Consider the following 26,942-nt stretch of genomic DNA (forward strand, 5'->3'; position numbering starts at 1 on the left):
ATCTGTCTACTACACTAATTTGTTGTGGAAAAAAATACTATTTCAGTGTAGTTTAACTATAGTATATTTTCAATCTTTACGCAAGATGGATTTGTAATAATATTTATAAAAATACATCCACTAGCATATTCTCCTGAAAGTTCCTCTTTTGGAATACCTTCCCCCTCATCTTGTATTACAATCTCCAATGTACTTTTGTGTTCTGTAACTTTTAAGCAAATCGACGTGATCTGATCTGAGTGTTTATGAGCATTATCTAACAGGTTAATGAATACTTGTTGCATAGGTGCTGTGTCAATAAATACGTTTGAATTTTCTGGACAATTCACATCTATCGATATGTTTTTGTTATCAAAAGCTGGCTTCATGCGCCTAATTACCGTTTGAATTATACTATCTAGCGCCACCCATTCCTGATTAATTACAAAATTATTCTGATCTACTTTTGCTAAATCAAATAAGTTTTTGATTAAAATAGAGAGCTACTCTGCTTCATCTTTAATAGCACTATACTTTAGCATATCCTCTTTACTGATTTCGCGACGTTATCAATGGCTTTTTCCATGGTGATTAATCAAAGTTTAGTTGCAAGGACTTTTGGTACTTATACTCTACAATTATTCGATATCAGCCAAAACAGTATGTGGGTACCAATATTAGGTGTTGGTTTACTTATTTTTGCTTTTATAGTGAATATCTCTGATAATAGATTTATTCAATCGTTCACTTCTGTCATCTCATTATTGAAAATTATAGAATTATTAGTCTTTGCAGGAGTAGGACTTATTATAGCTAACTTCTCTTTGCAACCGGCTGAAAGCTCAGGTCAATCACCTGAGACTACCGTTACTAGTTTTATTGCGGCCATTGCATTAACCATACTATCATTTAAAGCTTTTACAACGCTCACCAATCAAGGGGGGGAGGAAATTGAAAAACCAAAGAAAAATGTTGGTAGAGCAATCTTATTTTCTATTTTAATTAGTTTGTTTGTCTATGTTCTGATTGCCTGGGCTGTGTCCAGTAATTTATCGATTGATGAAATTATAGAAAAGAAAGACTTCGCTCTTGCCGCTGCTGAACCTGTATTAGGTAATCTGGGGGGGGTTGTGTTTACAGTTATTATCGCCATAATCGCTACCATTTCAGGTATCATTGCTAGTGTGTTTGCAGTATCTTGTATGTTAGCGATGTTGACGGACATGAAATTAATCCCACATCGTCATTTCGGTATGCCTGGTAATATTCAACGCCATACACTCGTCTATACCATAGTAATTGCAATGGTTTAATCTTTTTTGATTTAAGCAGAATTGCTTCGATGGGTGCTATTCTGTATTTAATTATGGATATGATCATCCATTAGGAATTACTTACAAAACTAAAAAGAAAAAGTAAAATCGAATCTAATAGTTGTAGGTGCTGCCTTTACGCTTGATGGAATTATTTTAACAGCATTTGTTTGGGTGAAATTACAATCGGATCTATTAATCGTTATTGTTTCACTTATTATATTAATTATAACTTTCATGGGAGAAAAATGGTTTGTAACAAAACTTAGATCCAATTCATGGTTTTAAAGAATCTTTGTAAATAATATTTTTTAAAAAGGCACAAAATAGTATGAATAAAAATTGCTTTATATACGAACCTGCACATATTCTGCAATTAAATCAGGTATTTTATAAATGACTAATTATTTGGAGGGATAATAATTGAAAAAGTTTAAAATGATATTAATTCTACTGTTAGCTTTCATCGTATTAGCTGCTTGTAGTGAAACAGAAGAAACCAATCCAGAAAGTGCTAAAGAATCGGAATCTAATACAGAAGAGGAAATGGATGGGATGGATCACTCTGACATGAACATGTCCGGATCTGATGAAGTACCAGAAGGCCTGCAAGAGGCTTCCAATCCAACTTATCCAGAAGGTAGTCAAGCTATTATCAAAGCTGATCATATGGAAGGTATGAATGGTGCTGAAGCAACTATTACTGGTGCATATGACACCACTGTATATACCATTTCTTATACTCCAACAAATGGCGGTCAAAAAGTGACCGATCATAAATGGGTTATTCACGAAGAGTTAGAAAATCCGAGTGATGAGCCGTTAGAAACAGGAGACGAAGCAATCGTAAATGCTGATCATATGGAAGGTATGGATGGAGCAACGGCTGAAATTGACTCAGCAACAAAAACAACTGTGTATATGGTTGATTTTGAATTAACGACTTCTGGTGAGAAGGTTACAAACCATAAATGGCTTACCGAAGATGAATTTACACCTGCTGAATAATCTTCAAAATTATTAATTAAGTAATCTTTCATTATCCAGTCAAAAGGCACACCCTAACTATTAAGTCGGGTGTGCCTTCATTTTTTAAAATCATCGATCATATAACTATGTCCGCCATGCTCATCGTGATGAGGATGACTCATATGATCTGAATCCGTTTGATGATCATGATAATTATGGGTGTTATTCCTTGATCAGCATGGTATCTAGCGAAAGCGTCCACTTCGACTCCTGTGGATCAGCGTGATCTGAAAATCCACTTTGTAAAGTGATCTTGTATATAAAGTTAGTTAAAGAGCACGCCCCCCCTCGCAAAACGAAGTGTGCATGCCGGAACGGTTGTTACACCTAATATTAATTTCAAAATTACTACTTAGCAAATCGAAGTTACTTCACATAATCTTCCTGCTGTGCAAATAAAAGCCGAACGATAACAAATTCCTCATAGAATTCGCATCATTGTTCGGCTTTTACTTATATCAAATCACTTTCGTCTCAGTCTCTTTCCTTCCTTAACTATACTGTTTTCAGCTTTCGATACATTAACAGTCCAACTCCAAGTAGTATCATCGCAAAACCTATTGCTAGAAGGTTAAACATGTTAGAAAATGTGTTAGCTAATTTTTCGCCGTTTTCATCTGAATTTGGCAGGTTTTCCTTTTCTTGGTCATCCCCCCCATTATTCAGGTCTTTGGATCCGATTTGATCGCCGGAATCAGGTTGATCTTTAGAAGTACCATCCTTACTTCCACCTTCATTAGGATCAACGGGAGCCTCTGGTGACTCTTCATCCCGACCTGGATTACCAGGCACTCCCGGCTGTCCATCCTCATCTGCGCCGTCACCAGGTACCGGAACAGGACTTTCTATTATCTCACTTTCTCCCTTAACAAACGTCCAAATATCTGATCTTACTTCACCGGTAAACTCATCAGAAACAATTGTGTACCATGAGTAGGTATTACCCTCTTCAAGACCCGTCCAAATTACCTCGGCTGATTCACCACTTGCTACGTTTTTCACAGCACCTATCTCATTATTTGTATAGACATTAACTGAAAAATAGTCTGTTGCCACTCGTTTTTCTGTTGGTGTTAAATCCAAATCAATCGCAAATTCATCCTTGCCCGGATATGCATCTGGATTGTAATAATTGTAGTCATCCATGTAAGGTGAATACGTATTAACCATGATGCGATTATTATCCGTATCAAAGTGAAGCAAGCGCATATAGCCTTGTCCGCCTTCTGGGCCTGCTTGATAATCTGCTAGCATTTGATAAACGCTTCGATCGATCGTGCCATCACCATCATCATCAATATCGTCTACTAGCATTTGACTTTCATGATAGTGACCAGAAAGTACCGCAACAACATTTTTATTTGGCAAAACAACCTCATTATACAGTTTTTCACCAAGTGGATGACGCGTTCCAGTTGCTTGCAAGTACTCATGAAAACTTAAGATCGCAATTCGATCTGGATGTTGAGCAAGCACTTCATTCATCCATGCAATTCCCTCATCTTCTACACCCCCCCAGCCAAGATAAACCATAATATAATCATTTCCATCGACAGAAATCAGGTCATAGTGGCCACGATTGTTTTGATAAGAACCACCGTAGTACGATTTATTTTTAAATCGATCCGCACCGAAATACTTATAATACTCTGTGTAATCATTCGTTTTTTGTGACACATCATGATTACCAGCAAGTACACCATATCGAATATTAGCATCATCTAACGTTTTCATGTAGTTATCTGCATTAATCCACTGATATTCCTTATCTGACTCATCAACAAGGTCTCCTGTATGGAAAACATATTGAATGTTCATTTCCTCTTGCTGTTCAGCAATCCACTTTGTTTGTTGATCAAAAATATATGGATAACTTTCAGAATAATATTGCGTATCCGTCATCCAAACAAATGTATAATCATAATCAGTTGAACTATTAGGTATCTCGTCCTGCACGAGAACATTCACCTGATAATCTTTTACAAAATCTGTAACAGTTACTGTTCCTTTTAACTCAAAGTCGTCTGTTTCAGCAACGTGGTAATCTATAATTTCCCATTTATTTGCTGTGTGATTCCATGCATACATCGTTACTTTCCGACCTGGAAGTGAGTTACCATTCCACACAAGTTCAACGATATCTTCTTCGTCCACCTCACTGTCAACGGTCACATCAAACCGATGATACGGAAATTGTGTAGACGAATCAGTAATCATATATTCTTTATCTAATGTGGAGGTTAATGAAATATCATCTTCTGTAAACATGGTCTCCCCCACTTGGTACCTGCGTGTCGGGTGGCTCGATGTCTGATGCATTACTAAATGATTTTACTCGATCAACATCATTTGGCGTATACTGGTAGCCTTGATAAAACGTCACATCCACCGCATCATTTGTAGGGTCAAGAACATTCACCTTAAGAATAGGATCACCATTAATAGGTTGACTGGCATCCGTGTCAGATACTGGCTTGTCTGGATTTTCATTTACAACAGAGAAAGTTACAACCTTTGTCGCTTGATTTCCGACTTTATCCGTTGCTTCTAGTTTCAACTCATGGCTACCACTAGTAAGCTTTCCTGATGAAGTCGCATAAGGTATATCAATTTCTTTACCATCTAGCAAAACACGGCTTGACTCTATACCAGCAATAGCATCGGTAAACGTTGCATTGATTTCAAATACCCCCCCTTTGTATTCTTTCCCTTCTTCTACATTTGTACTAACTGCAGGTGCCGTGTTATCAATGAATACATTCGCTTCGATTGACTCGTCAAGATCACGAACATTAATTGTATGCTCTCCATCTGCAACAGCTGTTGTATCCCACTTATATGCAATGGATGTTGCCTGTTGATCTGAAATTGTAAAAATAAAATCTTCTGCTACACGGTACGTACCTTCATCACCCATATCATAAACGGTAGTAGGGTCTGCGTGATTGACATCTCTAATCTCTGTTCCATTCGACAGTACAAGACGCACATTTCGGAGATTATAATCATCTCTATTTTCACCTGGATCTCCTTCCCAGGAAGTCGCTTTATTTCCTGCACGGATCGTGATCGTATTATCACCAATGTCTAATTGTTCTGGCTCAATTTTAACGGTAATAGTTTCCCATTGCGCAATCCAATCATCAAAAATATGGATGACAGAATCACCAATAGTTACTCCATTCTGAAAGTACGTATTGATCCCACTCACTTCAAAAGCAAGATATGGTGAATGTTCGATAGATTGGTATAGATCTGTGCTAAGTTCGGCACCGTCAATCGAAAGACGAACATCTTCTGGAGCATCATCCTTCGATGTACCTTTGATTACCTGCTCCCCCCGCTAATAATTTGTCCTTCATCGACATTCAATCGCAAACTAGAAACATCTAATGAGTTAGTTATTTTAATTTTGTGTACGTCACTTGTTGTTTTGTTTATCCCATCAGATGCGACAAAGTAATATTCCACATACTCTTTGGCTATAATTTCTGGCGAATAAATGATATGGTGGAACAACATATCATCATAACCTGCTTCAAGTAATGCCATTTGATAGTCTGTTTCGTCATCAGTACGGTAATAGACTTGAACTGTTTTTACTTCTAAATCGTCCTTTGCGTCTGCTTTTAATTGGATGTTATCTGTTTGATTAACCTCTGTTTGCTCCGTCATATTTTCAATGGCTGGAGCTACATTATCATTAGGTACTGTGACCGTTTCACTTGGAACCTGGAATGACTCGACGCTTCCCGGTGTTGCAGCAGTAAGCCCTGCGCTTACCTTCTCCATCATGTTGGATCCATCAACTGGATACTTGTATAAAATTCCCTTATCTGCATGTGTGTCATCTTGTGTTTCTACATCATTGTAATAAGCAATTGACAGCTCCCGGCCGACATTGCTCGCTACAATAAGTCCGCGCATACTGCCATTGGCCATTCCAGCACTATAAATACGGACAATGTCCTTGTTATCTACTAAACTAGTGCCATAATTAGCATTAAAGTCTTCCACTGTTTGGTTATCATTTTGCCCATTGATAATCCAAAAAATGAGTGTTTCCTTTGATGGGATAACTACATCATCCGGAACTGATGGCCAGATAACATCACTCTCAGGATCAGAACCGTAGCGGTATTGGATTTTATAATCGTTAAAGTTAATCGGCTTGTTTGTGTTGTTATAAATTTCGATAAACTCATACCCATCTGCAGAACCAACGTTAGCCGAATCCGGTACGACTTCGGTCACTAGTAGTTCTGGCACTTGATCATCATTGCTTTCTTCCTGCCTGACTTTGATCGTGTATTCTTCTGTTTTACTAACATTGGTGCCATCAGTTGCTTCAATATAATAGGTCATTGTCGATTTCACGTAGAATCCTGGAATTTCTACTGAATAGGAGTGAGTATCACTTGCAGTAGGACTCATCGCTAATGCAGTAAATGTTTCATCCTCTTCTCCTTTGACAAAAAGGGTAGCTGTAGGCACAGCAAGATTATCTACAATCGTTGCATCGATCGTAATCGAAGAAAGAGCTTCTACTTCTGCTACTGGAGTATGAGTAATCTCAGGTGCCTTTGTATCTTCTTCTATCTCCGGTTGGTTCATAACTTCTATTGATTTATCTGGTGCAGGATACGTTACCCTATGATTTGGATCAGTTACCGTAACATAATAACTCATTTGGTCTGCTACTATGTCATTGGCCGATATCACCGCTTGATATGCGTCCCCCCCTTCCTGCTTAGTCATTACTAACTGGTTGTATGTATCTTCATCGATTGTTTTATAGAAAACTTTTGCATCAAGATCATTGTGATCATCTGTAATTTTCGCTTCGATTGTAACATCTTTACCTGCCTCTATCTTATGCAAGTGTTGATGATCGATCACTGGTTCGGCATTTTCCGGTACATCCACTACTTGTGCTGGCAATTGTTCTTCTTTTATCGAACCAGGGCTTGGGTCTGTGACAGTTTGATATGTTTTCATCTCTGTGCCACTAGTTGGGTGCGTATATTCGACTACCCTGCCACTAGAAATATCTTCTGGTAAGTAGTTCACCGACACCATTTCATTCTCTTTATTCTTTACAACCACACCACGATTACCACTGTTATAAAATTCTGCACCATCATATTCGACGACATCTTGAGCCGTTAGCGAAGCTTGATAATAGTTATTAAAATCATCTAAGGACTTGTTTGCATTATTTCGCCAAAATACAAGTGTTTGACTAGGCTGAACTGTTACTGGATCGAATACAAATGGTACATCTGGATTACCACTTCCATCTGTATAACGAAGGGCTATAGTATAATGATCTACAATAATCGGTTGATTCGAATTGTTATACACCTCAAAGTATTCATAGTCATCTGCCCCCCCATCATTATTAGGCATAATCTCTGTAATAAGTAGTTGAGGAAGTAAGTTATAATCTACTTCTGCTTTTTCATCAGCTTCTTTGGAATTTTCCTCGTTCACACTACCTGTAGTAGCCTCTTGATCTGAAGCAGGTTCATCCTTGGTAACTTGCTCTATAGAATTCTCTTCTAGTTCTGGTGTGGAATCTTCTACACCTGGATTAGTTATGTTAGATTCTTGTTGATGTGTTGTTGATGTTTCTAGTGTGTCCTTCTTTTCGATTGGAATTTCATTGGCTTCTTCTTGAACAATAGACTCATCTGTACGATTGTTAGATTCCTCAGCCTGGACCGAATTGACGGGAAGATCGGAGCAATGTCTAGCAGTAGTAAAGAAAAAATCAATAACAGCGACACATGTTTCAGTTTCTTTTTCTTAATGGCTTGTTTTTTCATTTGAACCTCCTATTAATTTAGTCAACTTAATTGTAAGGTTCATAGATTAACTATCTGTTAATCTATTGTAAATAAATATTAATTGATTGAAATCTTGTCTATTAATTTGTTTTTAGTATTAAATAGCGAAGAGTCAGTTATTTGCAAATTCTATATCTACTCTTCATCTGGGACAATTTCAAAAAAAGAAAAATAAATAATATTTTATCTGTTCATTTCAATTAAATAAACAAGTTATAATTTACCATTAAAAAAGTGGTGGAAACTAATCCGCCACTTTTTATCACTTATTTTTTAATTTCGCTAAAGCATCTGCCAATGCTGTATTGGTGAAATCGTCATCCTGCTTATTCAAATACTTGTTTACATCACGCTTTGTGGCATTATTTTTGCCTTGTTTATCTTTCCGTTTCTGAAAAGTTGACAGTTTTTCATGATAGCCACATACACAGGAGAATGTCTGTCCGTCTCCTTGCCCACGTAATTCCATTCGTTTATGACAGTTTGGACAGCGTGCATTTGTTTTTTTGGCGATTGGTTTTCGTTCTCCGCAGTCCCGATCCTGACAAACAAGCATACGGCCTTTTTTACCATTGACTTCTAACATTAACTTTCCGCACTGCGGACATTTTTGTGCCTGTCATATTATCATGCTTATATTTAGCATCACTTGTTTTTACCTGATGGACAACTTGTTTGGTATACCCTTTTATTTCGCTGATTAAAGCTGTTTTCTTCAATTGTCCCTGTGCGTGTGCGATTTGATTAAGTTTTTTCTCCCACTCTGCTGTTAATAAAGGGGGGGAACGCAAATCGGAAGGAACAAGCTCTAATAATTGTTTACCTTTTGATGTTAAGTAAAGATATTTCCCCTTCTTCTCCATATAGAATGTATTAAAAAGTTTTTCAATAATATCAGCGCGAGTGGCTACGGTGCCGAGGCCGCCTGTCTGTTGCAATGTTTTACTCGCGTGCTTTTCGTCTTGTTGTAAAAATTTCGTTGGGTTCTCCATCGCTTGCAGCAAGGTACCCTCTGTCAATCGCTCTGGCGGCTTCGTCTCCCCCCTCCACAAGTGTTAATTTCGGATGGTTCCACTTATGATTTTCAGAAATATTGGAGATTTTTTGTTCATCGGTTTCTTCTTCATCATGATCGTAAACAACTTTGAAGCCGGGATCGATTATATTTCTTCCGCTTGCGGTAAATGTTTCTCCTGCTATCTCTGCTGTTAATTGAATATGTTCGAATTGAAAGGCTGGCAATAATACAGCTAAAAATCGTTTGATCACTAAATCATAGATTTTTTGTTCCTGATCAGATAGCTTCGTTAAATATACATGCTCCTCTGTCGGAATAATCGCATGGTGATCGGAAACTTTGTTATTATCAACAAACGACTTATTTGCTTTTATTGGCTGTTTTTTTATTTTATTTGCAATAGTTGCATATGGCCCCACTCCACAACTTGCGACTCTTTCTTTTAAGGTTGGCACAATATCGGTTGAAATATATTTAGAGTCTGTTCTGTATCTACAGGGAATTGTACACAATTAATTTTTGAGCATAATAGATTGATAAATCCTATTATATCAATATCTTTTCATTATTTACAATTCTAAATTGTACATAAATCTATTAAATGGTATAGTTATTAGGAAAATTAAGAGATTAATAGTGGTGAAGGGTACATATGAAAAGTAATAATGTGGTTAACTTTGATCACAGTGGTTACATTAAATTTATTGTTCGGTCAGTTTGGTCTCAAATTGGTAGAAATAAAGACGGCAGCCCGGCTGAAAAGGAATTTGCTATTATTGCAGTAAAAAACAAACGAAATAATAAGTACATAATTCATCCTTTAACAGATTTTATTTTTTATAAGTGGAAATATAGCTCTTTTAATACAATGAAATCTCATGCCTATAATCTAGTAAAGTTTCTAAACTTTATCATTGAAAATATGACCTATTATAATCTTTCTTCTTTAACCGAGTTAAACTTGGAACATGGTAGTGAATTTTTGAATGATCTAACCTACAATCAAGTTCCCCCCCGAAGTACGGTCCAAAAAATAGAACGAACCATTACGGAATTCTATATCTATTTGGCAAAAAGAAAATTCATCAATATCGAAATGAATACATTTGATAAAAAAACAAAGCCTTACAATAAAAATGAAACTTACTATGTCTCTCCTTTCCATGATGTTAGCTACCTTGGTGACAAAAAGAATAATATTTTGCATACCATACCCGATGAATACATTTTATATTTCTTAGAAATGGCATTTCAATCCAAAAGTGTAATTGCATTAGGAGTGTATATGCAATTTTGGAGGATTAAGAGTTGGTGAAATTGTTAACTTACGACGAATGGATGTAAATACGCTTGGTCCTTATGGCGAAAATGGATTAGTACTCAACATAGAAAGTCGAACACTTAGAACCGACCTTTCTGAATTGCGAATATATCATACCTAAAGACTACCTGTTATTTTCAATAGATAAGGAATTAGAGAGATTGATTGAGTCTATAAAATCAACGGAATTTGAGGCAATACGAGAAAGGGATTCCTCTTTGTTGTTAAAGGTTTTATTTATTTTAGATCAAGCAGCCTTTGAGTTAGGAAAAGATTATATAGAAACATTTTTTGACCTACAAAAATTGAAGATTTCTTTAATTGAGATACAAGATAATTTATTAGAACCCCCAATAAAAGGATGATGGGCAATGATTTCACAAAAAAGAATTAAAGACTTAGGTAAATCACTCAATATTAATATCACCGAAAGTCACAGCTTTGATCGAACGGATATCTCTCATTACTATTATATTTTCAATGAATACAAATTAAAAGGGTTTATAGAAGCACATAGTTTTGACGATAGTATATGAACACTTTATGACCGTTACAAAAATACACGTTCTTTGAATTTCGACCTTGAACTATTTCGTGAATTAAACATTGCTCTAAAATGTTACGCCCTGTTGCAAATTTCATCTGAATTTATAATTCATCATACACAAACTGTGGCTCATTCGATAAAAGAAGCAATATCTATCAGTAGAGGATTTAGTTTGGAAGCTTTACCTGAATTGGAGGAATATGTTAACCAATTTGGATATGCCAAGCGTAATCGCATTACGGTGTATACCATTAGGTTTTTACATTTTATCAGCCATCCAAACATGGATGAATTCATTGAAATGTGCACCCCCCCGTTTTATCAATATGTTCAGAGAAATAGGAAACTTCCTAAATACGAATACATCCTATTATTTGACGATGTCATTAATGACTTTGAAAACGATTGTACGAGTATGAGCGAGCAAAATACTACCCAATTTTATTATGGTGGAAAATTACAACCATTATTCCTTTACGCCCTAGTGAACTCCTCCTATTAAAGAAAGATTGTGTCATGAAAAAAGAAGACAATTCATATTGGATTACAGTTCCAAGGGAGAAACGTAAATATGAGGCTTATAGTGATATCGATGTTGAAAACACGCTACAAGTTAATAAAGAAACATATAATATAGTAAAAGCCTATCAAGATACGCTATCGGATGATATTGAATCAAATTACTTAATGTCGTATGAAACCTACTACAAGTATTTAGATTTAAAAAGAGAAACCTACAAGAAAGACCTTTCTGTTCTACTGTTGTCCCAATTTCAAACGCTGTTAGATGATTTTTATAAAAAGATTGTTAAAGGCAAATACAGCTATTCAGAAGTTGAGCAAGTTTCTCCTGGTGACACTAGACATTTTGCCTTTTGTAACATGATGTTACAAGGGTTTAACATGCTATCTATAGCTAAGATGGGTGGACACAGACGATTAAGAACTCAACAAAACTACTGGGGGGGATATATTGAATATTTTGCAGAATCATGGGTCTATATTCTATCTGAGAATAATCGTCTAGAACGATTAAATAAATCAATGTCAGATGGCATATTTAATATTAAAAATCAGCTTGATAGGTACCGAATTTATGAACTTAGTGACTTCGAAACGCTAAGACCTGTAAAATATGGATATTGTACAGATTCAAATTTCCCTAATAACTGTACCGGGATTGCCGTTTCTGCGATTTTTATCATTTTAGTCCAGAGGGAAAATATTCGGATGGAATTCAATGGTTAACAGATTGCTCAGACTTATTAGACCGCCGTATCAGTGATCAAATTAAATTACTGGGGCATATCAATCAAAATATGAAATTTAATTTGGATACAAACTATTATTCAACAATTGATCAGGAGGAGCTATCTAGTACCGCAAATGAACTTAATAGAATGATGGAGCAAAAAGCTATGGTAGACTCTTTAATCCCTAAAAGACTTGAGGTAGATACAGATGATAAACAATGATAACAAAAAAGGTCGGCCTAATAAATATACAGATACTGAACTTAAATCAATACTTGAGAAGCATGTTCAAGAAAATCCCGGGAAAATTACCTACCTTCAATTAGAGAAGGCAACTAACATTAAACGCCATGTTTGGTCCCGAAGAATGTCTCATGTAATTAATAAATTGAATCAACCATTATTAGTCAATCCTTAAATGCAACAGAGCATACCCTTCCCCCTTCCTAATATAGATGAATATATTACTAGGTTTGAGAATAACAAAAAAGGATTAAGGGATGGTTTATATCATTTAAATGAAGTCATTCAGTCCCTTTACGAACGGAATTTGGAGTTAAACAAAAAAGTAAAAGAAAAAGAATTAAAGGAACAGCAGGACATAATTAAACATTATGAGAGTTTAGTAGTTGCTAGCACCAATCCTAGTGTTAGGCGGGAAAAAGAAATGCGAAGTAATGTTATTTCCATAAATGATAAGAACAAAGAGCAAAGTCTTAGTCTCGATATTAAAAGTAATTTTTCTACACTATTTGATGACTAAAAATGGCAACAAAGTAGTTTGCTTGTTTTTTTTACTGATTAAGTACATATAATGCAGGAAAAAATCAATTTCATTGGTTATGAAAAAAAGACTCTCCAAACTCTTATCTAATAAGAAAAAAACATATAAATTCATTTAACACAGTGTATTCAGTAAAAGTTAAGTATAGCTAAAGGCTGGTCTAGTGAGCTGAGCTGAATATATTCCTTGAAAATGCTTTTATAAAATAATAGCACCTCAACAGGTAGTGAATAGAGCCTTTTGTTGAAAAAAGGCAATAATAAGACACCTAATCTTTTAACTTTTTTTAAAAAACTGAAAACTGTATTTACTATTTCTGGAAACAAAGATAGAATTGCAGTAGAAGGGGGTGAAATGATGAAAAAGTTTAAAATACTAGTTTTATCTTTCTTTACTATTGCATTTTTGGTAGGGGGGGGAGTTAGTTCAGTTAGTGCAGCTGAATACAATTACAGTTCATCAGGTAAAAGTTTTTCGAAAGCTTGGAGTTCAACGCCAATTAATACCTCAACAAGAACTATGAAGTATGGTTACAATACCTCATGGATTAACGAAGATTACACACATACTTATCACAAAAATAGTACGCACACAGCCTATGTTAAAAATACAAGTAAAGCACAAGAAAAAAATGCTAGAGCGGGTAGTTATGCAAAAGTCGAAATAACTCACGCAAGCGGAACAGTTTATTATAGTTACGAATATTAAATTGCATTGATTTCACTTAGTTTTTTCTTGCTTGTAAAGATTGTTAAAAGTCGAATCCCCCATTCTTTTTTTGCGATAGATTTTATCTCATTTATAGCATCTTGCTTTGATTCAAGGATTTGTTTATGTTCTTCATCCTCTGTTTCTAGGTGTTCGTTAGTCTCAATTTGATAACTTACTTCACTTTCGTCATCTGTCACAACGAGACCATATGAGAATTCCTTATTATAAAGAGGTACCCAGATAATTAAATCTACTTTATCTTGACTATGATGGATTGCTATATTTGTATAAGTCTGAAAAAATGGAGCATCATAGACAGATAGTACCATATTGGATTCGTTTTTAGCATAATCACCTAAAGCATTTTTTTCAAAACCTTGTGCATAGGTATTTATTACTTGGTTATTAGAATAAATATGAATACCTAAATATAAAGAAGTTGCGACAACGATCCCAATGATTATTCTTATAATAACTTTTTTATAGTTCAAGAATAGCATCTCCCATCTTTTTTAATTCTTCATTGTGAGTAACTAAAATAATTGTCTTTCCTCCTTTATTTAGCTCTTTTATATGTCCCATAATTAGGTTAGCATTATGTTTATCCAGGCTTCCTGTCGGTTCATCAGCTAATATAATACTGCATTTTTTCATAAATAAACGCGCAATCGCTATTCTTTGCTGTTCACCACCTGACAAAGTAAAAATTTTGCTTTTTTCGTAACCATTCATTCCAACCTTTTCCAATACAGAGGAAACAGTCATGTTGTTCCTATATTTCTTATCAATCATTAAAATGTTTTCTGCAACAGTCTTATTTTCTACTAATGCATAATTCTGAAAAAGGAAACCAATTTTTTCTCTATACGCTTTAATAACATCTGCATTAATAGATAGGTCTAACCCATCTAGTATTACTTTTCCCGAGTCAATCTTCTCGATTCCCCCCAATAATATTTAAAAGTGTCGTTTTTGCCACTCCCGCTCTTACCGCTGAATACGACAAAATCCCCTTGTTTTATAGAACATGAGAAGTCATTGAATATCACACGATCACCAAATTTTTTGGATATATTTTTAATTTCCAACATACTACACACCACCTTTCAATATATGAGGTATATTTATTTTTTCATATTTATTAATATATAACCAAAGAATGACAATAGTATTAGTAAGCACAATGGTACTTGAAGTAAGGATAAAGAGAATAGAAAATTGATAAAATATAAATTTACCTATGAAAGCAATTATCACACCAGAAATAAAAGCTCCTATTAATAGCTTAAATAAGCCTTTATATCGTTGGAAAAATTTTTACCAAGTACTTTACCAAGAGCTATTTCAATGGCTCTTGAATTAAAATCCATTTTTAAAATGGTAGATAAAGAAATATTAAATAGAATTAACGTCATAGTACTCAAAATGATATTAATCAAAAATATTAATACCTTCTCTGCACGTTTTTCTAGATATAAATCCTTTATATTATTTTTATAAAAAGTCTCGTTTTCATAACCTATTTTTTTAATAAAAGCTTCATAATCATTGTCATGGTGAAATTTCACTGATGAATTAAATACATAGGCACTCGATAGATTACTAGGGAATTTATTATGGGTATCCAAAATGATAATAGGATTTTTCTTATAATTATCTGCTAGGTTCGTCATATTAATATCGTATACTAATAATTCATAAGGATCCCTTATATAAATAGTATCAAAAATCCCATCATCACTTTGTAACAATTCAGTAATTTCATTAGATGCTGATGAATCAAATATCCCCCCCTTTTCTTTTAATTCCTCATCTGTGTATCTAGAAATTATATAATATCGATCCTCAACCAGTTTATTCAAATCAACTTTAAGATGCTCTATATCTTTTTTTGCATATTTATTCAAATATACAACTGGTTCATTTACTGTTGTCATGCTTGATGACACACCACCATTGTTTGAAAAATCGAAAGATAGATGTATTTGGTAATTATCTAGATTATCATTATAAAAATTATTAGCATGTTTCATATCAGTGTCAAAATTTGTAGTGTCTGATAATTCTTTAAATAAAAAGAAAATATTATCATAAGTATAAAAGTCTTCCCAGTTATCTTCTTGATTAATGGTTTGTATTGCATCGTAAATTGTCTTTAAATTAAAAGATAACGTTAGAATTAATGTTATTGTTATAATAAACAATGCAACGAAAGTTAGCATTTTGTATCCCCACGTGTAATAACTTTTAACAAATGTCTTCTTAATATCCAAATTACGAAGCATGAAAAACATTAAATTGGTAGATAGAACGATAAAAAGTATCACAAGTGATGATATTAACAAAAACTTAGATGATTCTGTTATCAATTGTGCTATTAACATCCCTATAATAGCACTACTAATAATCGTTACTGAGTTGGTGAAAACGAGAGGAAGAATGATATCTTTTTTTTCAGACCCATTAAAGTATTTGATTAAAACTTCTTTTTTTAGGTTATTCACTTCAAAAGTTACATATAAAAATATTATAAAAAACACAAAAACCCAAGCAGAAATAATCATAAATCCAGCATCATTTGGATAATGGTTTTCTACAGGCTTACTCATTCCGTACTTATCAATGGTTATTGAACGCAGTGTTTCCACATTTTCTTCAGTTCCAAAAACATAGTAATACTCTTCTGTGTTTATTATTTCAATTTCTCTAAAGGGTTTAAAAATAACTTCTCTGTTACCACTTATTAACGAATTAAACGAAGATACATCATTCTTTGCTAATATTCTATTTTTAAAGTAATCTTTATTTTCATCTGTAGTATAAATTGTGTAGGTAGCGGAATTTTTAGAATTAACAGTGGAAGTAATCAAATATATTTTTAAATGCAGTTCCTTACTTAATTCCTCTAAATCATTTAGGTATTCTCGATTTAATTCCTCACTATTACCACTTATTTTATACTTAAAATCACTTTCATTTACTTTACCATCTAAAAAATAAATATATGCATCTCCTATGATTGTAAATACTATAAAAAATAAAAAGGAGAAAAATGCAAGTTTTTTCTTATCCACCATAATATATAAATCCTCCATTAATAAAAAATGACGGTACTGTTTATAGGTAAGCTTATTTACATTCTAATAAATTTAAAAATGTTTCTATAATTCTAATTATAAACTAAATATTAGGAGATGAATAGAGCAACAGGTTTATTATAGCCTATCGCTCTTGATCTATTAATCAGTATCGTCGTCCTTTTTATATTTAACTTCATTTAATTTTCCACCCATGGTTATTTGGTCCATTGCTTCTTTAATTTTCTTCTTACCACTGTCATCAAAGGACTGTAAGTCAATCAAAATTAATTCTGTATTGAAGCTATAGGTAAACTGCTCACGTCATTTAATTCTAATGCTGCAATTAAGAACTGAATCGTATTATCCATTGTATCATCAGAAGGAATTACTCTAACGCCCTTCTTTCTGTCAACAGGCGCTTCGTTAGTAAGCATTTCTTGTGTCAATTCCCCACCGCGTATAGCCTCTCCATTTTTAATAAGTGCTTTCTTTTCCTCTGTGGATACCACCTGATAACCATTACTCAACAGTGCAACTGTTACTGTAACAATTACAAGGAAAATTTTTTATAAGATTAACCATTTAGGATCTCCTGAATTTATAAGAGAAACCATGAACACCTCATAGTCCATGGTTTCTACCTTTAAAAAATGCGTCCCACATGGCCACTAAACACCCCCCCTTGCCAGTAGGTATTACTATTTTGGTCTATAACCGCAATACCAGTTGACCCTTCAGATCCACTTGCCATTCCCTAACCATATACCAACATGGCCGTCTGATTTATAGGTGTCGGAAAATATAATATCCCCCCCTGGCTGTATTTTATTAAAAGGTACTTTTGACCCCCCCATTCTGTTTAATGTTTCTGTACTTGAACATACTATGCAAAATAACCGAGGAAGAAGCAAAAGACTAGAACTTAGATTACCAGAAAGCCATTTAGCAAAATCTGCCAATCAGGTTTGGACATGGGACATTACGTGGCTAAAAGATCCGGTGAAAGGCATGTTTTTTCGACTCTATTTATTTATGATATTTTTAGTAGAAAGATAGTAGGTTGGGAGATTTGGGAAACAGAAGAGGCAAATTATGCAGAAGAGTTGATGAAAAAGACAGTTATTAGCGAAAAGATTCAGGGTAGACCCATGGTCCTCCATTCCGATAATGGTAGTCCTATGAAAGCAGCGACGTTTCAAGTATTACTTGAAAGATTGGGGATCCAAAGCTCTTATTCAAGATCTCGAGTAAGTAATGATAATCCTTATTCTAAAGCCAGGAGCCCATATTGAAATACTTAAAACGCGAAAAAAGTTTATGAGTTAGCGAAACAAAAAACACCCAGGGCGTTGGTCACGCTCAACCAGAGACTAGAGTGCACATGACTCAGTGGCGTTAAATCCAATGAAGAAAAAAATGGAAAAAGAATAAACAAAATAGTCTACTGCGACCCGTTGTCGCATTTCCCTTGAATTTTATTGTATTAAAGATAAAGAGTTACTATCGCGCTTCGCTTTGGTGACCCTCTCATCAAAGAACAGAACTCGTTCTATTCTTTGATGAGAGGGGGGGAAGGGTAGTTCTATCTTGACAAACACCGAGGGTTGACTACTTTTTATATTTTCGATATATATATATAGCACCCACTACATAACAGACGCATATAGAAATAAACCAAAGTGACAATTGTAACCCTAATTGAGGTGTTATGGCAAGTAATGTTTGGATACTGTAAATTTCATAGAGAATGTTATTAAGGAATTGAAACCCTGCCAACATCCATTCTCGAAAAAGCAAATAGACAAGGGGGGGACCTATAGAAAGAATAAAAATCGTCAACAGATTGTCATATTGGATATAATCTGTTGCAAGTATTTCCCAGAAGGTAAAATCAGGATGAACTTCAATGCGAAAGATCCATCTTAGAAGTTCTTCTAGTAAGTCTATCACCTATATTCCCCCCCCTAAAATAAAGCTCCCCCCAAAAAGGAGCTTTATTTATTCAATCATAAACGCCTTGCAAAACATCTTCAACCCTGATGTATGAAGCATATAATCTCTTGAATTCTGAGTGCCCGCCTTGCTTACCTATCCATAACCATTTTTTAGTCATGTCTACATGGCTAATTTGTTGGGGCGAATCTGGGTCTAAATCCGAACCTAATGCGGAATCTAGACTTACAAGTCCATCCCCCCCAAAACCACATAAGTTACTTATCCCATCACAACTATCAGTAATATCAAACCTGTTTGCATACCAATTATGGTAACTGTTATAGTCTGTAACCGCCACATCGTTATTATTCGATACAACATGGTATTGATTTTCCTCGGTATCGGGAATGTCTTCAAGGTCCTCATCGACTCCTGCAAACGCAAAGTATTTGGTATAAGTATGTCCTTCACTAGCACTATTGTAATAATCTTCTCCATATAAGGTTTCACAATAAGCATCTGAAATAGAATCATCCCATAACTCACTGTTCCCCCCTGTCTAAATCTCCAGCTGCAGAATTGTTTACACCAAAGTGAGGAGTTCCAAACGTTATTAATCGGTCTATATCTAAAGTTCCATCTGTAAGTTCGATAAAGTGTCGTGAAACAAGACCTCCTTTACTATGGGCAATAATATTAAAATCTTGGTAAGATGAGATACTATCAACATGTGTTCTAAGCCCTTGTATGAAACTTTCTAAATCATCTCCAGCAATTCCAACGTGATTATTCGCACCGTATTGATAAGCAAATAAATCTACGTTAGGCGTATAGCTATTATACTCGATCAAACGTTCCGGAAGTTCAATTATACTATCATCACCATTATCATAGCTATCAATATAATGGGTGTCTACATTACTATAAGGTTGGTTTTCAGCCCAAGAATACGTGTTACCAGTAAAAGATTCAGTGGAACTAATACCTTCGTTTGCATCGGCATGACCATAATCATTTTCCCATTTCATATTTAACTCCCATGCACTGCTTGGACTGCTGTTTAATCCATGTATAAAAATTATAGGAGGCATACCACTTTCAGCTGTACTTGAAACGGCTGTTGCAAGGATTTGATTTGTTTGTTGGTCCTGATAAATGACTTAATATGATAAATGGTTGATTTATTACCCTCCTCCACACGGAACGCATCCTCAATAGTCTGTGTTTCCCCCATTGACTTTTTTTATCAATGCTTTGAATCTGAGACGCTTTTATTTCATAGTTTGGCAAATTTAAAAATTTAATCGACTTGTCTTGTTTTTTCAAATCTTTTAATATATTTTTGTTTAGTTTTTTAAGTTTCTTGTTTTCTTTTACTACATTCTTATAATCTTCTTTTGATTGAACTATTAGGATGCCACCGTCCGTTGTCGCTTGAATGGTGTTCGTTTTTTTATCATATTTTTGTTTCTTTACTTTTATAAACTGAGCTTGATTATCCTTATATTTTAATAGAATCGGTTTCTTATCCACAGCTTCACTGGGGGGGAGGGACACCGTAATATCAAAGGATAGATTTGATCCAAATTCATTAATTTCAAATGCTTTTAAACTCTCCATTTGATTTACAAGGAGATTATGATTTTCAATCACTACAAATTGTTTAGGCATATTTCCTGGTCCATTCACAGTACCTGTTACCCCCCCAAGGTCGTTAGAAGGAATTTCATAGGTCCTTCTTTCATCACCATCATCTAAGCCATTCCCGTTTTCATCCGCAATAGTAGGATTAGTTCCAAATGTTTCAATTTCAATGTCGTCGTGAAGACCATCGCCATCGGTATCAATTCTTGTTGGATCAGTTCCCTGTTGCTCATGTTCAGTTGCGTCACCATATCCATCACCATCGGTATCTTTTCTCGCAACAGATGTACCCTGCTCATTTTCTACTTGATTCATAAGACCGTCACCATCCATGTCACCATGGGCTTCAAACACCAATCCCTTATTAATACCGGTTCCTTCAATGATTTTTTTTTGTCTCTTCTCCATATGCTAAGTTCATTGAGGATAAAGAAAATATTCCAATCAAACTAATAGTACTTAATACTTTTAATGCTTTTTGGTAAACCTTCATTATTAATTTCCCCCCCATCCCTAAATCATCATATTTCTAAAAAAAAACCTTATCATCATTGCAAATACTTTGGCGAACTTAGTAAAATAAATGTTCGTCGAACTCAGCATTTGCAGCAACGGTTACTAAAAACAGTAGTGGACAAAGTTTTGATAAAGCTTGGGAATTATCTGCAAGTGGTTACAAGTTTTTGGTACCAACACATTTATCAGTTTTTCTAAAGTTTACGGAGGGAAAATTTATGAAAAATTAATTTTGTGTACCGCATTAGCTTTAGCTTTGTTATAATAAGATCTTTTTGTAAAGGGTCTTGCTAGGATCGCACCAGGAGCCAAATTCACCCCCCCTGATGTGGTCTCCTATAAATAACTTCTACCATTTTATTGAAAATCCCTTTAATTTATCAAATGTATATAGAAAAATGATTCTTTATAACTACTAAAGACGTTTAATTTTCACCACGTTCCTTAAAATAAGAGTCAAATAGTCTATTTCGAATTATGCTCAACTTAAGAATTATGTACATAGTATAAACTTATTAAAAACCTATTTAACAGCTATGCATTGGGTTGGATAATCATTATGCACACTTATTTTTTATAGATACAGCTCGTGGATAGGTTAATACTTTATGCTGCTCATAAAGCTTTTGCATAATCGACAGCGTTTGTTTTCCGGAAAAACCAAAGATGCGATTGGCATCTCGTTGCAAGTCTGTTAAGTCATACAAAGTCGGTGCATATGTTTTTTTATTCTTTTTCTCGATTGTTTTTACAGATAAGTCTTTGTTTTGTAAGCCTTTCAGTAGTTGCTGTGCTTTTGATTGGTCAAAAATACGTGTTTCATTTTTGGGATTTCGCCATAATAAGGTAATCCCATCGTTTGTTTTTGCTTTGATTTGATAATATTTTTTGGCTTTAAATTGATTAATTTCTTTTTCTCTAGCTGCAATCATTTCCAGTGTTGGCGTTTGGACTCGTCCACTTGACAATTGTGCGTTAAATTTCGTTGTTAACGCTCTAGTTGCATTTAATCCAACATACCAGTCTGCTTCAGAACGGGCAACAGCAGCCTGATAGAGATTTTCAAATTGTTTCGCTGGTTTTAAGTTTTGAAAACCTTGTTTAATCGCCTGATCTGTGACAGATGAGATCCAGAGGCGTTTAACTGGTTTATTCACTCGTGCTTTTTCCAGTATCCATCTAGCGACAAGTTCGCCTTCACGTCCAGCATCGGTCGCAATTACGATGTCTTTCACATCTTTACGGATGATCTGACTCTTGACGGCTTGAAACTGTTTACCTGTTTTCTTAATTACTACTAGTTTTAAATGTTCCGGTAACATTGGTAGTTCATCTAGCTTCCATGTTTTATATTTATCATCGTAGGCCTCAGGATCTGCCAAAGTAACGAGATGTCCAAGTGCCCATGTGACAATATAGCTTGACCCTTCAATATAACCGTTTCCTTTTTTATTACAATTTAATACTCTTGCTATATCACGTCCCACAGATGGTTTTTCTGCGATCACTACTGTTTTACTCATTGATTGCACCTTCCTCATGTTTCATTCCTTTTACTTTATCATATTAATAAAAATTCAACACTAGTCTTCTCTTCTTACATGATATCTTGCGTTCCTCCAACTAGAATAGGTTATCTTTTTCTATTATCATGATATCATGAATACCATACATATTTCTTATCCTAGTAAGCTGTGGAGTGATATTATTTGCGAAAATGGCAACAAAAAATAACTAAAAAACAAATCCTCTTTTTTCTGATACTTTTTATTAGCTTTATTGGGTCTCTACTATTTGTCAATCTAAATCATAGCCTGTATGATCGCCCTATTGCTAAGGTTATAAATTCTACAGAAGTGGAACGAAATGAGATTACTGATCAATATGACAATGTTGACTATCAAATAACAGAAGAATTAACGGCGGAATTATTAAACGGGGGGGAAAATAAAGGAACGTTACTTACTATTATCAATGAGTATACCGAATCTGAAGCAATTAATCATCATTTTGAAACAGGGGATGAGATTTTCTTATCTATTGATATCAACCAGCAGACTGGTGAAGTAGAGGACGTTAAAAGAGACAAATTTGTCGTATTTGCACTGTGGATATTTATTCTGGTATTGATTGCTGTAGGGAAAAAACAAGGTGTCTATTCTTTTATCAGTTTGGCGGTCAATGCACTGATACTCTCTGTTGCTTTAGATATTTACCTCTATAATTCAGATTACAGCCTATTAGTCATCAGTGGGATTAGCGTGGTTATCTTTACTATCTTGTCTTTATTAATGGTAAACGGACGCAACGAAAAAACATATGCTGCTATTATCGCTACTTTACTAGGTACGCTAAGCTCGTTAATCATTGCCTATCTCGCTTTACATATGACAGGTGAACAAGGGTTGCGATATGAAGAAATGTCACTTAGCACTCGTAATCCTCAGATTATTTTTATGGCCGGACTGTTGATTGGAGCATTAGGTGCAGTAATGGATGTGGCAATCACCATGTCTTCCTCTTTATTTGAATTATATGAAAAAAATAACCAAATTGACCTTAAAAAACTGAAGCAATCAGGATTGGAAATCGGAAAAGACATTATGGGTACAATGACGAACATCATCTTCTTTGCATATGTCAGTGGATCGATCCCGATGATGCTTATATATATGAAGAACGATTTACCATTAGGGAATACTTTGACGCTGAACCTCTCTATTGAGTTGGCCCGTGCCTTAGCAGGTGGAATCGGAATTGTGCTGACGATCCCAATTGCTATTTACATCTCGATATTCTTTATTAAAAGAAAGAGGGTGTAAAGATGAATGTACTGGTTTTATTATCGATTATCTTATTTGTATTGATGACACTAATTGGAGGTAAAAAAGGAGTAAAAACCTTTATTGCTTTATTTCTTAACTTTGGTGTGCTCTTAATTACAATCTTAATTATGAATGATCCAAACGCAAGCCCCCCCGTTTTATTAACGCTGATTGCGTGTGTCATCATTAGTATGATTACACTGTTTTTCATCCATGAAGTCAATAGCAAAATGTTAGTAGCGTTCTTTTCCACAATTGCTACCACACTTCTCTTATTGTTTCTGATTCTTATTATAACGGAACGTTCGATGATTCAAGGCTTCGGCCCAGAAGAATCAGATGGATTGTATATTTTTTCTCTATCTATTAGCTTAGATTTTGTTGAGATTGCTACATCTGTCATTATTATGAGTACGATAGGGGCGATCTTAGACACCGCAGTTGCGATCAGTTCACCAATGAAGGAAATCCACATACAGAACCCTACTATTAACAGAAAAGATTTATTTAAAGCTGGGATGACGATTGGAAGAGACATTCTTGGCACGAGCACTAATACGCTTTTCTTTGCATTTTTCGGTGGTTATCTGGGACTGTTAATTTGGTTAAAGGATCTTGATTACAGTGTAGGGGAAATGATCAATGCAAAAGTGTTCAGTGCTGAGTTAATTGCGATTTTAATTGCAAACACTGGAATAGCTTTGGTTATTCCTATTGCTGCTGCAATGAGTGCATATTATTATGTTTTGAAACAGACAAAAGAGAAATAGGCAGATATCTGTCTCTATTTCTCTTTTTAATTTATTTCCTTTCAACATTATTTATTCATAATTATGTGGATCAATAGGATAGATTTTAGACAAGAAGATTCAGTCATCGTAAATAATATGCTGTTGTGAAAGAAAGAAAAAGATATACAATTAAAGAAATTTTTTAAAATATAATGATTATTCTCAAATGGGAATAGTAAACCAAAATGTATGAAGATTCCCATTGGAAATCATACCTATTTTACCGTTATGTCTTTCCACAATTTCTTTTGAAATAGCTAAACCAAGTCCACTTCCTCCTAACACACGACTTCTGGAATGATCCACTCGATAAAATCTCTCAAAAATGCTCTGTTTATCTGTTAAAGGAATCTGTTGCCCCCCCTCTCCAGTAATAGAGATTTTATATACTTTTTCAACACATTCACCCTTGATGATTATCGGACCATTTTCTTGATAATATCGAATCGAGTTATCTAATAAATTGCTCATCACTTGTATAACACCTTGAATGTTTACCTCCACCTGTTGCTTTTCTGCTTTTATTTCATACGGTATAGCTTCTTTATTCAATAACCACCGAAACATTTCTATTGATTGTTCAACCAATACAGCTATATTTACATGCTCTTTTCGAGATACAAGCAGGTCTGACTCAACATCCCATTCTTTTAATTGTTCCATTTGTTCAATCAGTTTTGTTAATCGCTTTGATTCATCCAGAAGAGATTGATACAGTTTCGGATCTCCATCTATCATTCCTGTTTTCAAAGCAGAAAGATAACCATTTAGATTAGACAAGGGGGGGGTTCGAAATTCATGGGATAAATCAGATACAATCCTTTGTCGTTGCGTTTGATTTGCTTCTAACCGTTGTGTTAGCTGATTAAAATGAGAAATTAATTGTCCCATTTCATCGTTTGTATGAACTTGAATTGGATTAGGATATAATCCTTCCTTTATTCTTTGTGTCGATTGAATTAATTCTCTTAACGGTCTGATTAGTTTTCTAGTTAAATAAAAATGAAGGATGCTCCCAATTACAACAGTAAATAGACTGAAAAGTAATAAGTAATCAAATAATGCCGACTGAAATTGAACTTGTTTTTGCGATTCCATCGGCATATCATCAATTAAATAACAGGCTGTATTATAGAGTGCCCAACTAGTAATTAAAACAAAAGTAGTAACAACTATCATATTTAATAAGGTTAGCCTTAAGATGATTTTTTCGGTAACCAGTCTCTATATTTACTGAACAAATTTGTACCCCCCCATTCCTCTAACAGTCTGTATTCGTAAGGGAGAAGCTGGTCTATCTTCTATCTTTTCTCTAAGTTTTTTAATATGGGCATCAATGGTTCGATCTAATATAGTCCGATCAGCATTAGGATATAGTTGATCAATTAATTGTTCTCTTGATAAAACCATATTGGGATGTTCCATCAAATGGTTTTGTTAAATAGTCGTCAGCTCCTAGCTTCAAGCCATTTATTTTATCTTCTGTACGTACTTTTGCCGACAACATAATGATGGATACCTCATTTCGTTCCTGTTCACGTACCCACTTACAATATTCTTCTCCACTCAATTTTGGCAGCATTAAATCGAGAATGATCAAGCACGGGTGATAAGTCAGGAAAGCTTTCTTAGCCAACTCCCCCATCTTCAGCCTCTTTCACCTCATAACCTGCCTTAGTTAAATAAATAGATATAAGCTCTCGAATCATTCTATCATCTTCCACTATTAGAATTGTTTGCTTCATTGAATCACCTGTTCTTATTGCATTTTTTCAAATTGAGATTCCATCGTTTCATAATTTAATGGACCATAAGCTATGTAACGAATTATTCCATTAGAATCTATCATATAGGAAGATGGAATTGGACGAATCTGATACTTCGTTGCTGTACTGTTATTTTCATCCAATAAAATAGAAAATGATAAACCGAATTCCTCTACGAAATCATCCACATCCTGTAAATTGGCCTCTGTTTCAACTAAATTAACGGCTAAGATAGCAACATCCTTTGTTTGATAGAACTTTTCCATATCCGGCATTTCGGCACGGCATGGCGGACACCACGTAGCCCAAAAGTTAAGCATTACCCTTTGTCCTCTGTAATCTGATAATCTTGCGTTTTCTTCTTCTAGGGTCTGGAGTTGAAAATCTGGAGCTTGATCCCCCCCTACTTCAAGTCCAACCTTTATATCTGGAGATGTATTGTTTTCAGATGCAGAATCATTGTCTATTAATTCTTCCTTCGTTGACGGATCACTTTCCTCGCTTTTAGCTAAATCGAATATAGCATAACCAAACATTAATAATAGAATAACCGTAATTATGATTTTCTTCATTCGCTATTT

The 26,942-nt window shown here is 34.7% G+C and carries 29 protein-coding genes and 3 pseudogenes; 13 read left to right on the forward strand and 19 right to left on the reverse strand.

Translation table 11 applies throughout. The features are described 5' to 3' along the window. Positions 1 to 56: 56 nt before the first annotated feature. On the reverse strand, positions 57 to 407 hold the full coding sequence (locus JCM21714_RS13625) for a sensor histidine kinase (protein ID WP_035725138.1): 351 nt from the start codon (positions 405 to 407) through the stop codon (positions 57 to 59). Between the two features lie 144 nt (positions 408 to 551). Between JCM21714_RS13625 and JCM21714_RS13630 the strand changes: the two genes are divergently transcribed. Both JCM21714_RS13630 and JCM21714_RS13635 read left to right on the forward strand, forming a co-directional pair. Continuing rightward, entirely contained in the window at positions 552 to 1,292 is a 741-nt protein-coding gene (locus JCM21714_RS13630) for an amino acid permease (protein WP_052000676.1), read from the forward strand. A gap of 438 nt (positions 1,293 to 1,730) precedes the next feature. After that, positions 1,731 to 2,300 carry a YdhK family protein gene (locus tag JCM21714_RS13635; protein WP_035725177.1) on the forward strand — a complete coding sequence of 190 codons (570 nt, stop codon included), beginning with the start codon at positions 1,731 to 1,733 and terminating at the stop codon, positions 2,298 to 2,300. A 516-nt stretch (positions 2,301 to 2,816) separates the two neighbouring features. Here the strand turns inward: JCM21714_RS13635 and JCM21714_RS18580 are convergent. The 4 genes and pseudogenes from JCM21714_RS18580 to JCM21714_RS24830 form a co-directional block, all read right to left on the reverse strand. Continuing rightward, entirely contained in the window at positions 2,817 to 4,601 is a 1,785-nt protein-coding gene (locus tag JCM21714_RS18580) for a metallophosphoesterase (protein ID WP_158413523.1), read from the reverse strand. Further along, complete coding sequence (locus JCM21714_RS18585; RefSeq protein WP_052000680.1) at positions 4,573 to 5,532, reverse strand: hypothetical protein; 960 nt, start codon at positions 5,530 to 5,532, stop codon at positions 4,573 to 4,575. Before JCM21714_RS18585 ends, JCM21714_RS18580 begins: the two co-directional genes overlap by 29 nt. A gap of 116 nt (positions 5,533 to 5,648) precedes the next feature. After that, on the reverse strand, positions 5,649 to 7,814 hold the full coding sequence (locus JCM21714_RS18590) for a lamin tail domain-containing protein (RefSeq protein ID WP_052000681.1): 2,166 nt from the start codon (positions 7,812 to 7,814) through the stop codon (positions 5,649 to 5,651). Positions 7,815 to 8,432: 618 nt separating this feature from the next. After that, positions 8,433 to 9,676 (reverse strand): annotated as a pseudogene (locus JCM21714_RS24830) (DNA topoisomerase); the annotation flags it as partial. 164 nt (positions 9,677 to 9,840) lie between these two features. Here JCM21714_RS24830 and JCM21714_RS13655 point away from each other — a divergent pair. From JCM21714_RS13655 to JCM21714_RS18630, 8 genes are all read left to right on the forward strand, one after another. Beyond that, complete coding sequence (locus JCM21714_RS13655) at positions 9,841 to 10,503, forward strand: hypothetical protein (RefSeq protein WP_052000690.1); 663 nt, start codon at positions 9,841 to 9,843, stop codon at positions 10,501 to 10,503. A 167-nt stretch (positions 10,504 to 10,670) separates the two neighbouring features. Next, entirely contained in the window at positions 10,671 to 10,874 is a 204-nt protein-coding gene (locus JCM21714_RS13660; RefSeq protein ID WP_035725143.1) for a hypothetical protein, read from the forward strand. Positions 10,875 to 11,180: 306 nt separating this feature from the next. After that, positions 11,181 to 11,558 (forward strand): hypothetical protein, encoded by a 378-nt coding sequence (locus JCM21714_RS18610; RefSeq protein WP_235182879.1) that lies wholly within the window; start codon positions 11,181 to 11,183, stop codon positions 11,556 to 11,558. A gap of 14 nt (positions 11,559 to 11,572) precedes the next feature. After that, a complete protein-coding gene (locus tag JCM21714_RS18615; protein ID WP_052000693.1) occupies positions 11,573 to 12,304 on the forward strand; it encodes a site-specific integrase in 732 nt (243 codons plus the stop codon). Positions 12,305 to 12,375: 71 nt separating this feature from the next. Next, positions 12,376 to 12,531, forward strand: coding sequence for a hypothetical protein (locus JCM21714_RS20190; RefSeq protein ID WP_158413524.1), 156 nt, complete (start codon positions 12,376 to 12,378; stop codon positions 12,529 to 12,531). Further along, positions 12,518 to 12,727 carry a hypothetical protein gene (locus tag JCM21714_RS18620; RefSeq protein ID WP_052000695.1) on the forward strand — a complete coding sequence of 70 codons (210 nt, stop codon included), beginning with the start codon at positions 12,518 to 12,520 and terminating at the stop codon, positions 12,725 to 12,727. The genes JCM21714_RS20190 and JCM21714_RS18620 overlap by 14 nt, the downstream gene beginning before the upstream one ends. Next, positions 12,728 to 13,072, forward strand: a complete 345-nt coding sequence (locus JCM21714_RS18625) for a hypothetical protein (protein WP_052000697.1) — start codon at positions 12,728 to 12,730, stop codon at positions 13,070 to 13,072. Positions 13,073 to 13,336: 264 nt separating this feature from the next. Beyond that, positions 13,337 to 13,801 carry a mediterrocin family bacteriocin gene (locus JCM21714_RS18630; RefSeq protein ID WP_148295045.1) on the forward strand — a complete coding sequence of 155 codons (465 nt, stop codon included), beginning with the start codon at positions 13,337 to 13,339 and terminating at the stop codon, positions 13,799 to 13,801. Here the strand turns inward: JCM21714_RS18630 and JCM21714_RS13680 are convergent. The 6 genes from JCM21714_RS13680 to JCM21714_RS21930 form a co-directional block, all read right to left on the reverse strand. Next, positions 13,798 to 14,295: a metallophosphoesterase family protein gene (locus JCM21714_RS13680; RefSeq protein ID WP_035725146.1), complete on the reverse strand. Its 498-nt coding sequence runs from the start codon at positions 14,293 to 14,295 to the stop codon at positions 13,798 to 13,800. The two genes, JCM21714_RS18630 and JCM21714_RS13680, sit on opposite strands and share 4 nt — an antisense overlap. Beyond that, the gene (locus tag JCM21714_RS13685; protein WP_200868456.1) at positions 14,285 to 14,755 is read right to left on the reverse strand and encodes an ABC transporter ATP-binding protein; all 471 of its coding nucleotides are present in this window, start codon (positions 14,753 to 14,755) and stop codon (positions 14,285 to 14,287) included. Before JCM21714_RS13685 ends, JCM21714_RS13680 begins: the two co-directional genes overlap by 11 nt. 326 nt (positions 14,756 to 15,081) lie before the next feature. Then, positions 15,082 to 16,881 carry a bacteriocin-associated integral membrane family protein gene (locus JCM21714_RS13690; protein WP_035725149.1) on the reverse strand — a complete coding sequence of 600 codons (1,800 nt, stop codon included), beginning with the start codon at positions 16,879 to 16,881 and terminating at the stop codon, positions 15,082 to 15,084. A 162-nt stretch (positions 16,882 to 17,043) separates the two neighbouring features. Further along, positions 17,044 to 17,166, reverse strand: a complete 123-nt coding sequence (locus JCM21714_RS23165; RefSeq protein WP_268748361.1) for a hypothetical protein — start codon at positions 17,164 to 17,166, stop codon at positions 17,044 to 17,046. Positions 17,167 to 17,168: 2 nt separating this feature from the next. Beyond that, positions 17,169 to 17,411 carry a hypothetical protein gene (locus JCM21714_RS13695; protein ID WP_035725150.1) on the reverse strand — a complete coding sequence of 81 codons (243 nt, stop codon included), beginning with the start codon at positions 17,409 to 17,411 and terminating at the stop codon, positions 17,169 to 17,171. 207 nt (positions 17,412 to 17,618) lie between these two features. After that, the gene (locus JCM21714_RS21930; protein WP_235182880.1) at positions 17,619 to 17,738 is read right to left on the reverse strand and encodes an NlpC/P60 family protein; all 120 of its coding nucleotides are present in this window, start codon (positions 17,736 to 17,738) and stop codon (positions 17,619 to 17,621) included. 129 nt (positions 17,739 to 17,867) lie between these two features. On the opposite strand from JCM21714_RS21930, the gene JCM21714_RS18635 reads away from it, so the two are divergent. After that, the gene (locus tag JCM21714_RS18635) at positions 17,868 to 18,176 is read left to right on the forward strand and encodes a DDE-type integrase/transposase/recombinase (RefSeq protein ID WP_235182881.1); all 309 of its coding nucleotides are present in this window, start codon (positions 17,868 to 17,870) and stop codon (positions 18,174 to 18,176) included. Between the two features lie 316 nt (positions 18,177 to 18,492). Here JCM21714_RS18635 and JCM21714_RS13705 read toward each other — a convergent pair whose 3' ends face one another. The 5 genes and pseudogenes from JCM21714_RS13705 to JCM21714_RS13725 form a co-directional block, all read right to left on the reverse strand. Further along, positions 18,493 to 18,834 carry a hypothetical protein gene (locus tag JCM21714_RS13705; RefSeq protein WP_035725151.1) on the reverse strand — a complete coding sequence of 114 codons (342 nt, stop codon included), beginning with the start codon at positions 18,832 to 18,834 and terminating at the stop codon, positions 18,493 to 18,495. Positions 18,835 to 18,886: 52 nt separating this feature from the next. Next, positions 18,887 to 19,177 (reverse strand): hypothetical protein, encoded by a 291-nt coding sequence (locus JCM21714_RS21935; protein WP_235182882.1) that lies wholly within the window; start codon positions 19,175 to 19,177, stop codon positions 18,887 to 18,889. Positions 19,178 to 19,361: 184 nt separating this feature from the next. Further along, a complete protein-coding gene (locus JCM21714_RS13715; RefSeq protein WP_084040817.1) occupies positions 19,362 to 19,910 on the reverse strand; it encodes an esterase/lipase family protein in 549 nt (182 codons plus the stop codon). 7 nt (positions 19,911 to 19,917) lie between these two features. Next, complete coding sequence (locus JCM21714_RS13720; RefSeq protein WP_035725160.1) at positions 19,918 to 20,871, reverse strand: hypothetical protein; 954 nt, start codon at positions 20,869 to 20,871, stop codon at positions 19,918 to 19,920. 686 nt (positions 20,872 to 21,557) lie between these two features. After that, positions 21,558 to 22,502: pseudogene (locus tag JCM21714_RS13725) on the reverse strand (DNA topoisomerase); the annotation flags it as partial. A gap of 186 nt (positions 22,503 to 22,688) precedes the next feature. Here JCM21714_RS13725 and JCM21714_RS13730 point away from each other — a divergent pair. After that, positions 22,689 to 23,801 (forward strand): YibE/F family protein, encoded by a 1,113-nt coding sequence (locus tag JCM21714_RS13730; protein ID WP_052000702.1) that lies wholly within the window; start codon positions 22,689 to 22,691, stop codon positions 23,799 to 23,801. A 2-nt stretch (positions 23,802 to 23,803) separates the two neighbouring features. Next, entirely contained in the window at positions 23,804 to 24,574 is a 771-nt protein-coding gene (locus JCM21714_RS13735) for a YibE/F family protein (protein ID WP_035725161.1), read from the forward strand. Positions 24,575 to 24,757: 183 nt separating this feature from the next. Here JCM21714_RS13735 and JCM21714_RS13740 read toward each other — a convergent pair whose 3' ends face one another. The 3 genes and pseudogenes from JCM21714_RS13740 to JCM21714_RS13750 form a co-directional block, all read right to left on the reverse strand. Continuing rightward, positions 24,758 to 25,774, reverse strand: coding sequence for a sensor histidine kinase (locus JCM21714_RS13740; RefSeq protein ID WP_084040819.1), 1,017 nt, complete (start codon positions 25,772 to 25,774; stop codon positions 24,758 to 24,760). A gap of 51 nt (positions 25,775 to 25,825) precedes the next feature. Further along, a pseudogene (locus JCM21714_RS13745) lies at positions 25,826 to 26,340 on the reverse strand (response regulator transcription factor). 14 nt (positions 26,341 to 26,354) lie between these two features. Then, positions 26,355 to 26,933 carry a TlpA disulfide reductase family protein gene (locus JCM21714_RS13750; protein WP_035725166.1) on the reverse strand — a complete coding sequence of 193 codons (579 nt, stop codon included), beginning with the start codon at positions 26,931 to 26,933 and terminating at the stop codon, positions 26,355 to 26,357. Positions 26,934 to 26,942 lie beyond the last annotated feature (9 nt).

It is taken from the genome of Gracilibacillus boraciitolerans JCM 21714 (assembly GCF_000521485.1).
In the GTDB taxonomy this organism is placed as follows: Bacteria; Bacillota; Bacilli; order Bacillales; family Amphibacillaceae; genus Gracilibacillus; species Gracilibacillus boraciitolerans.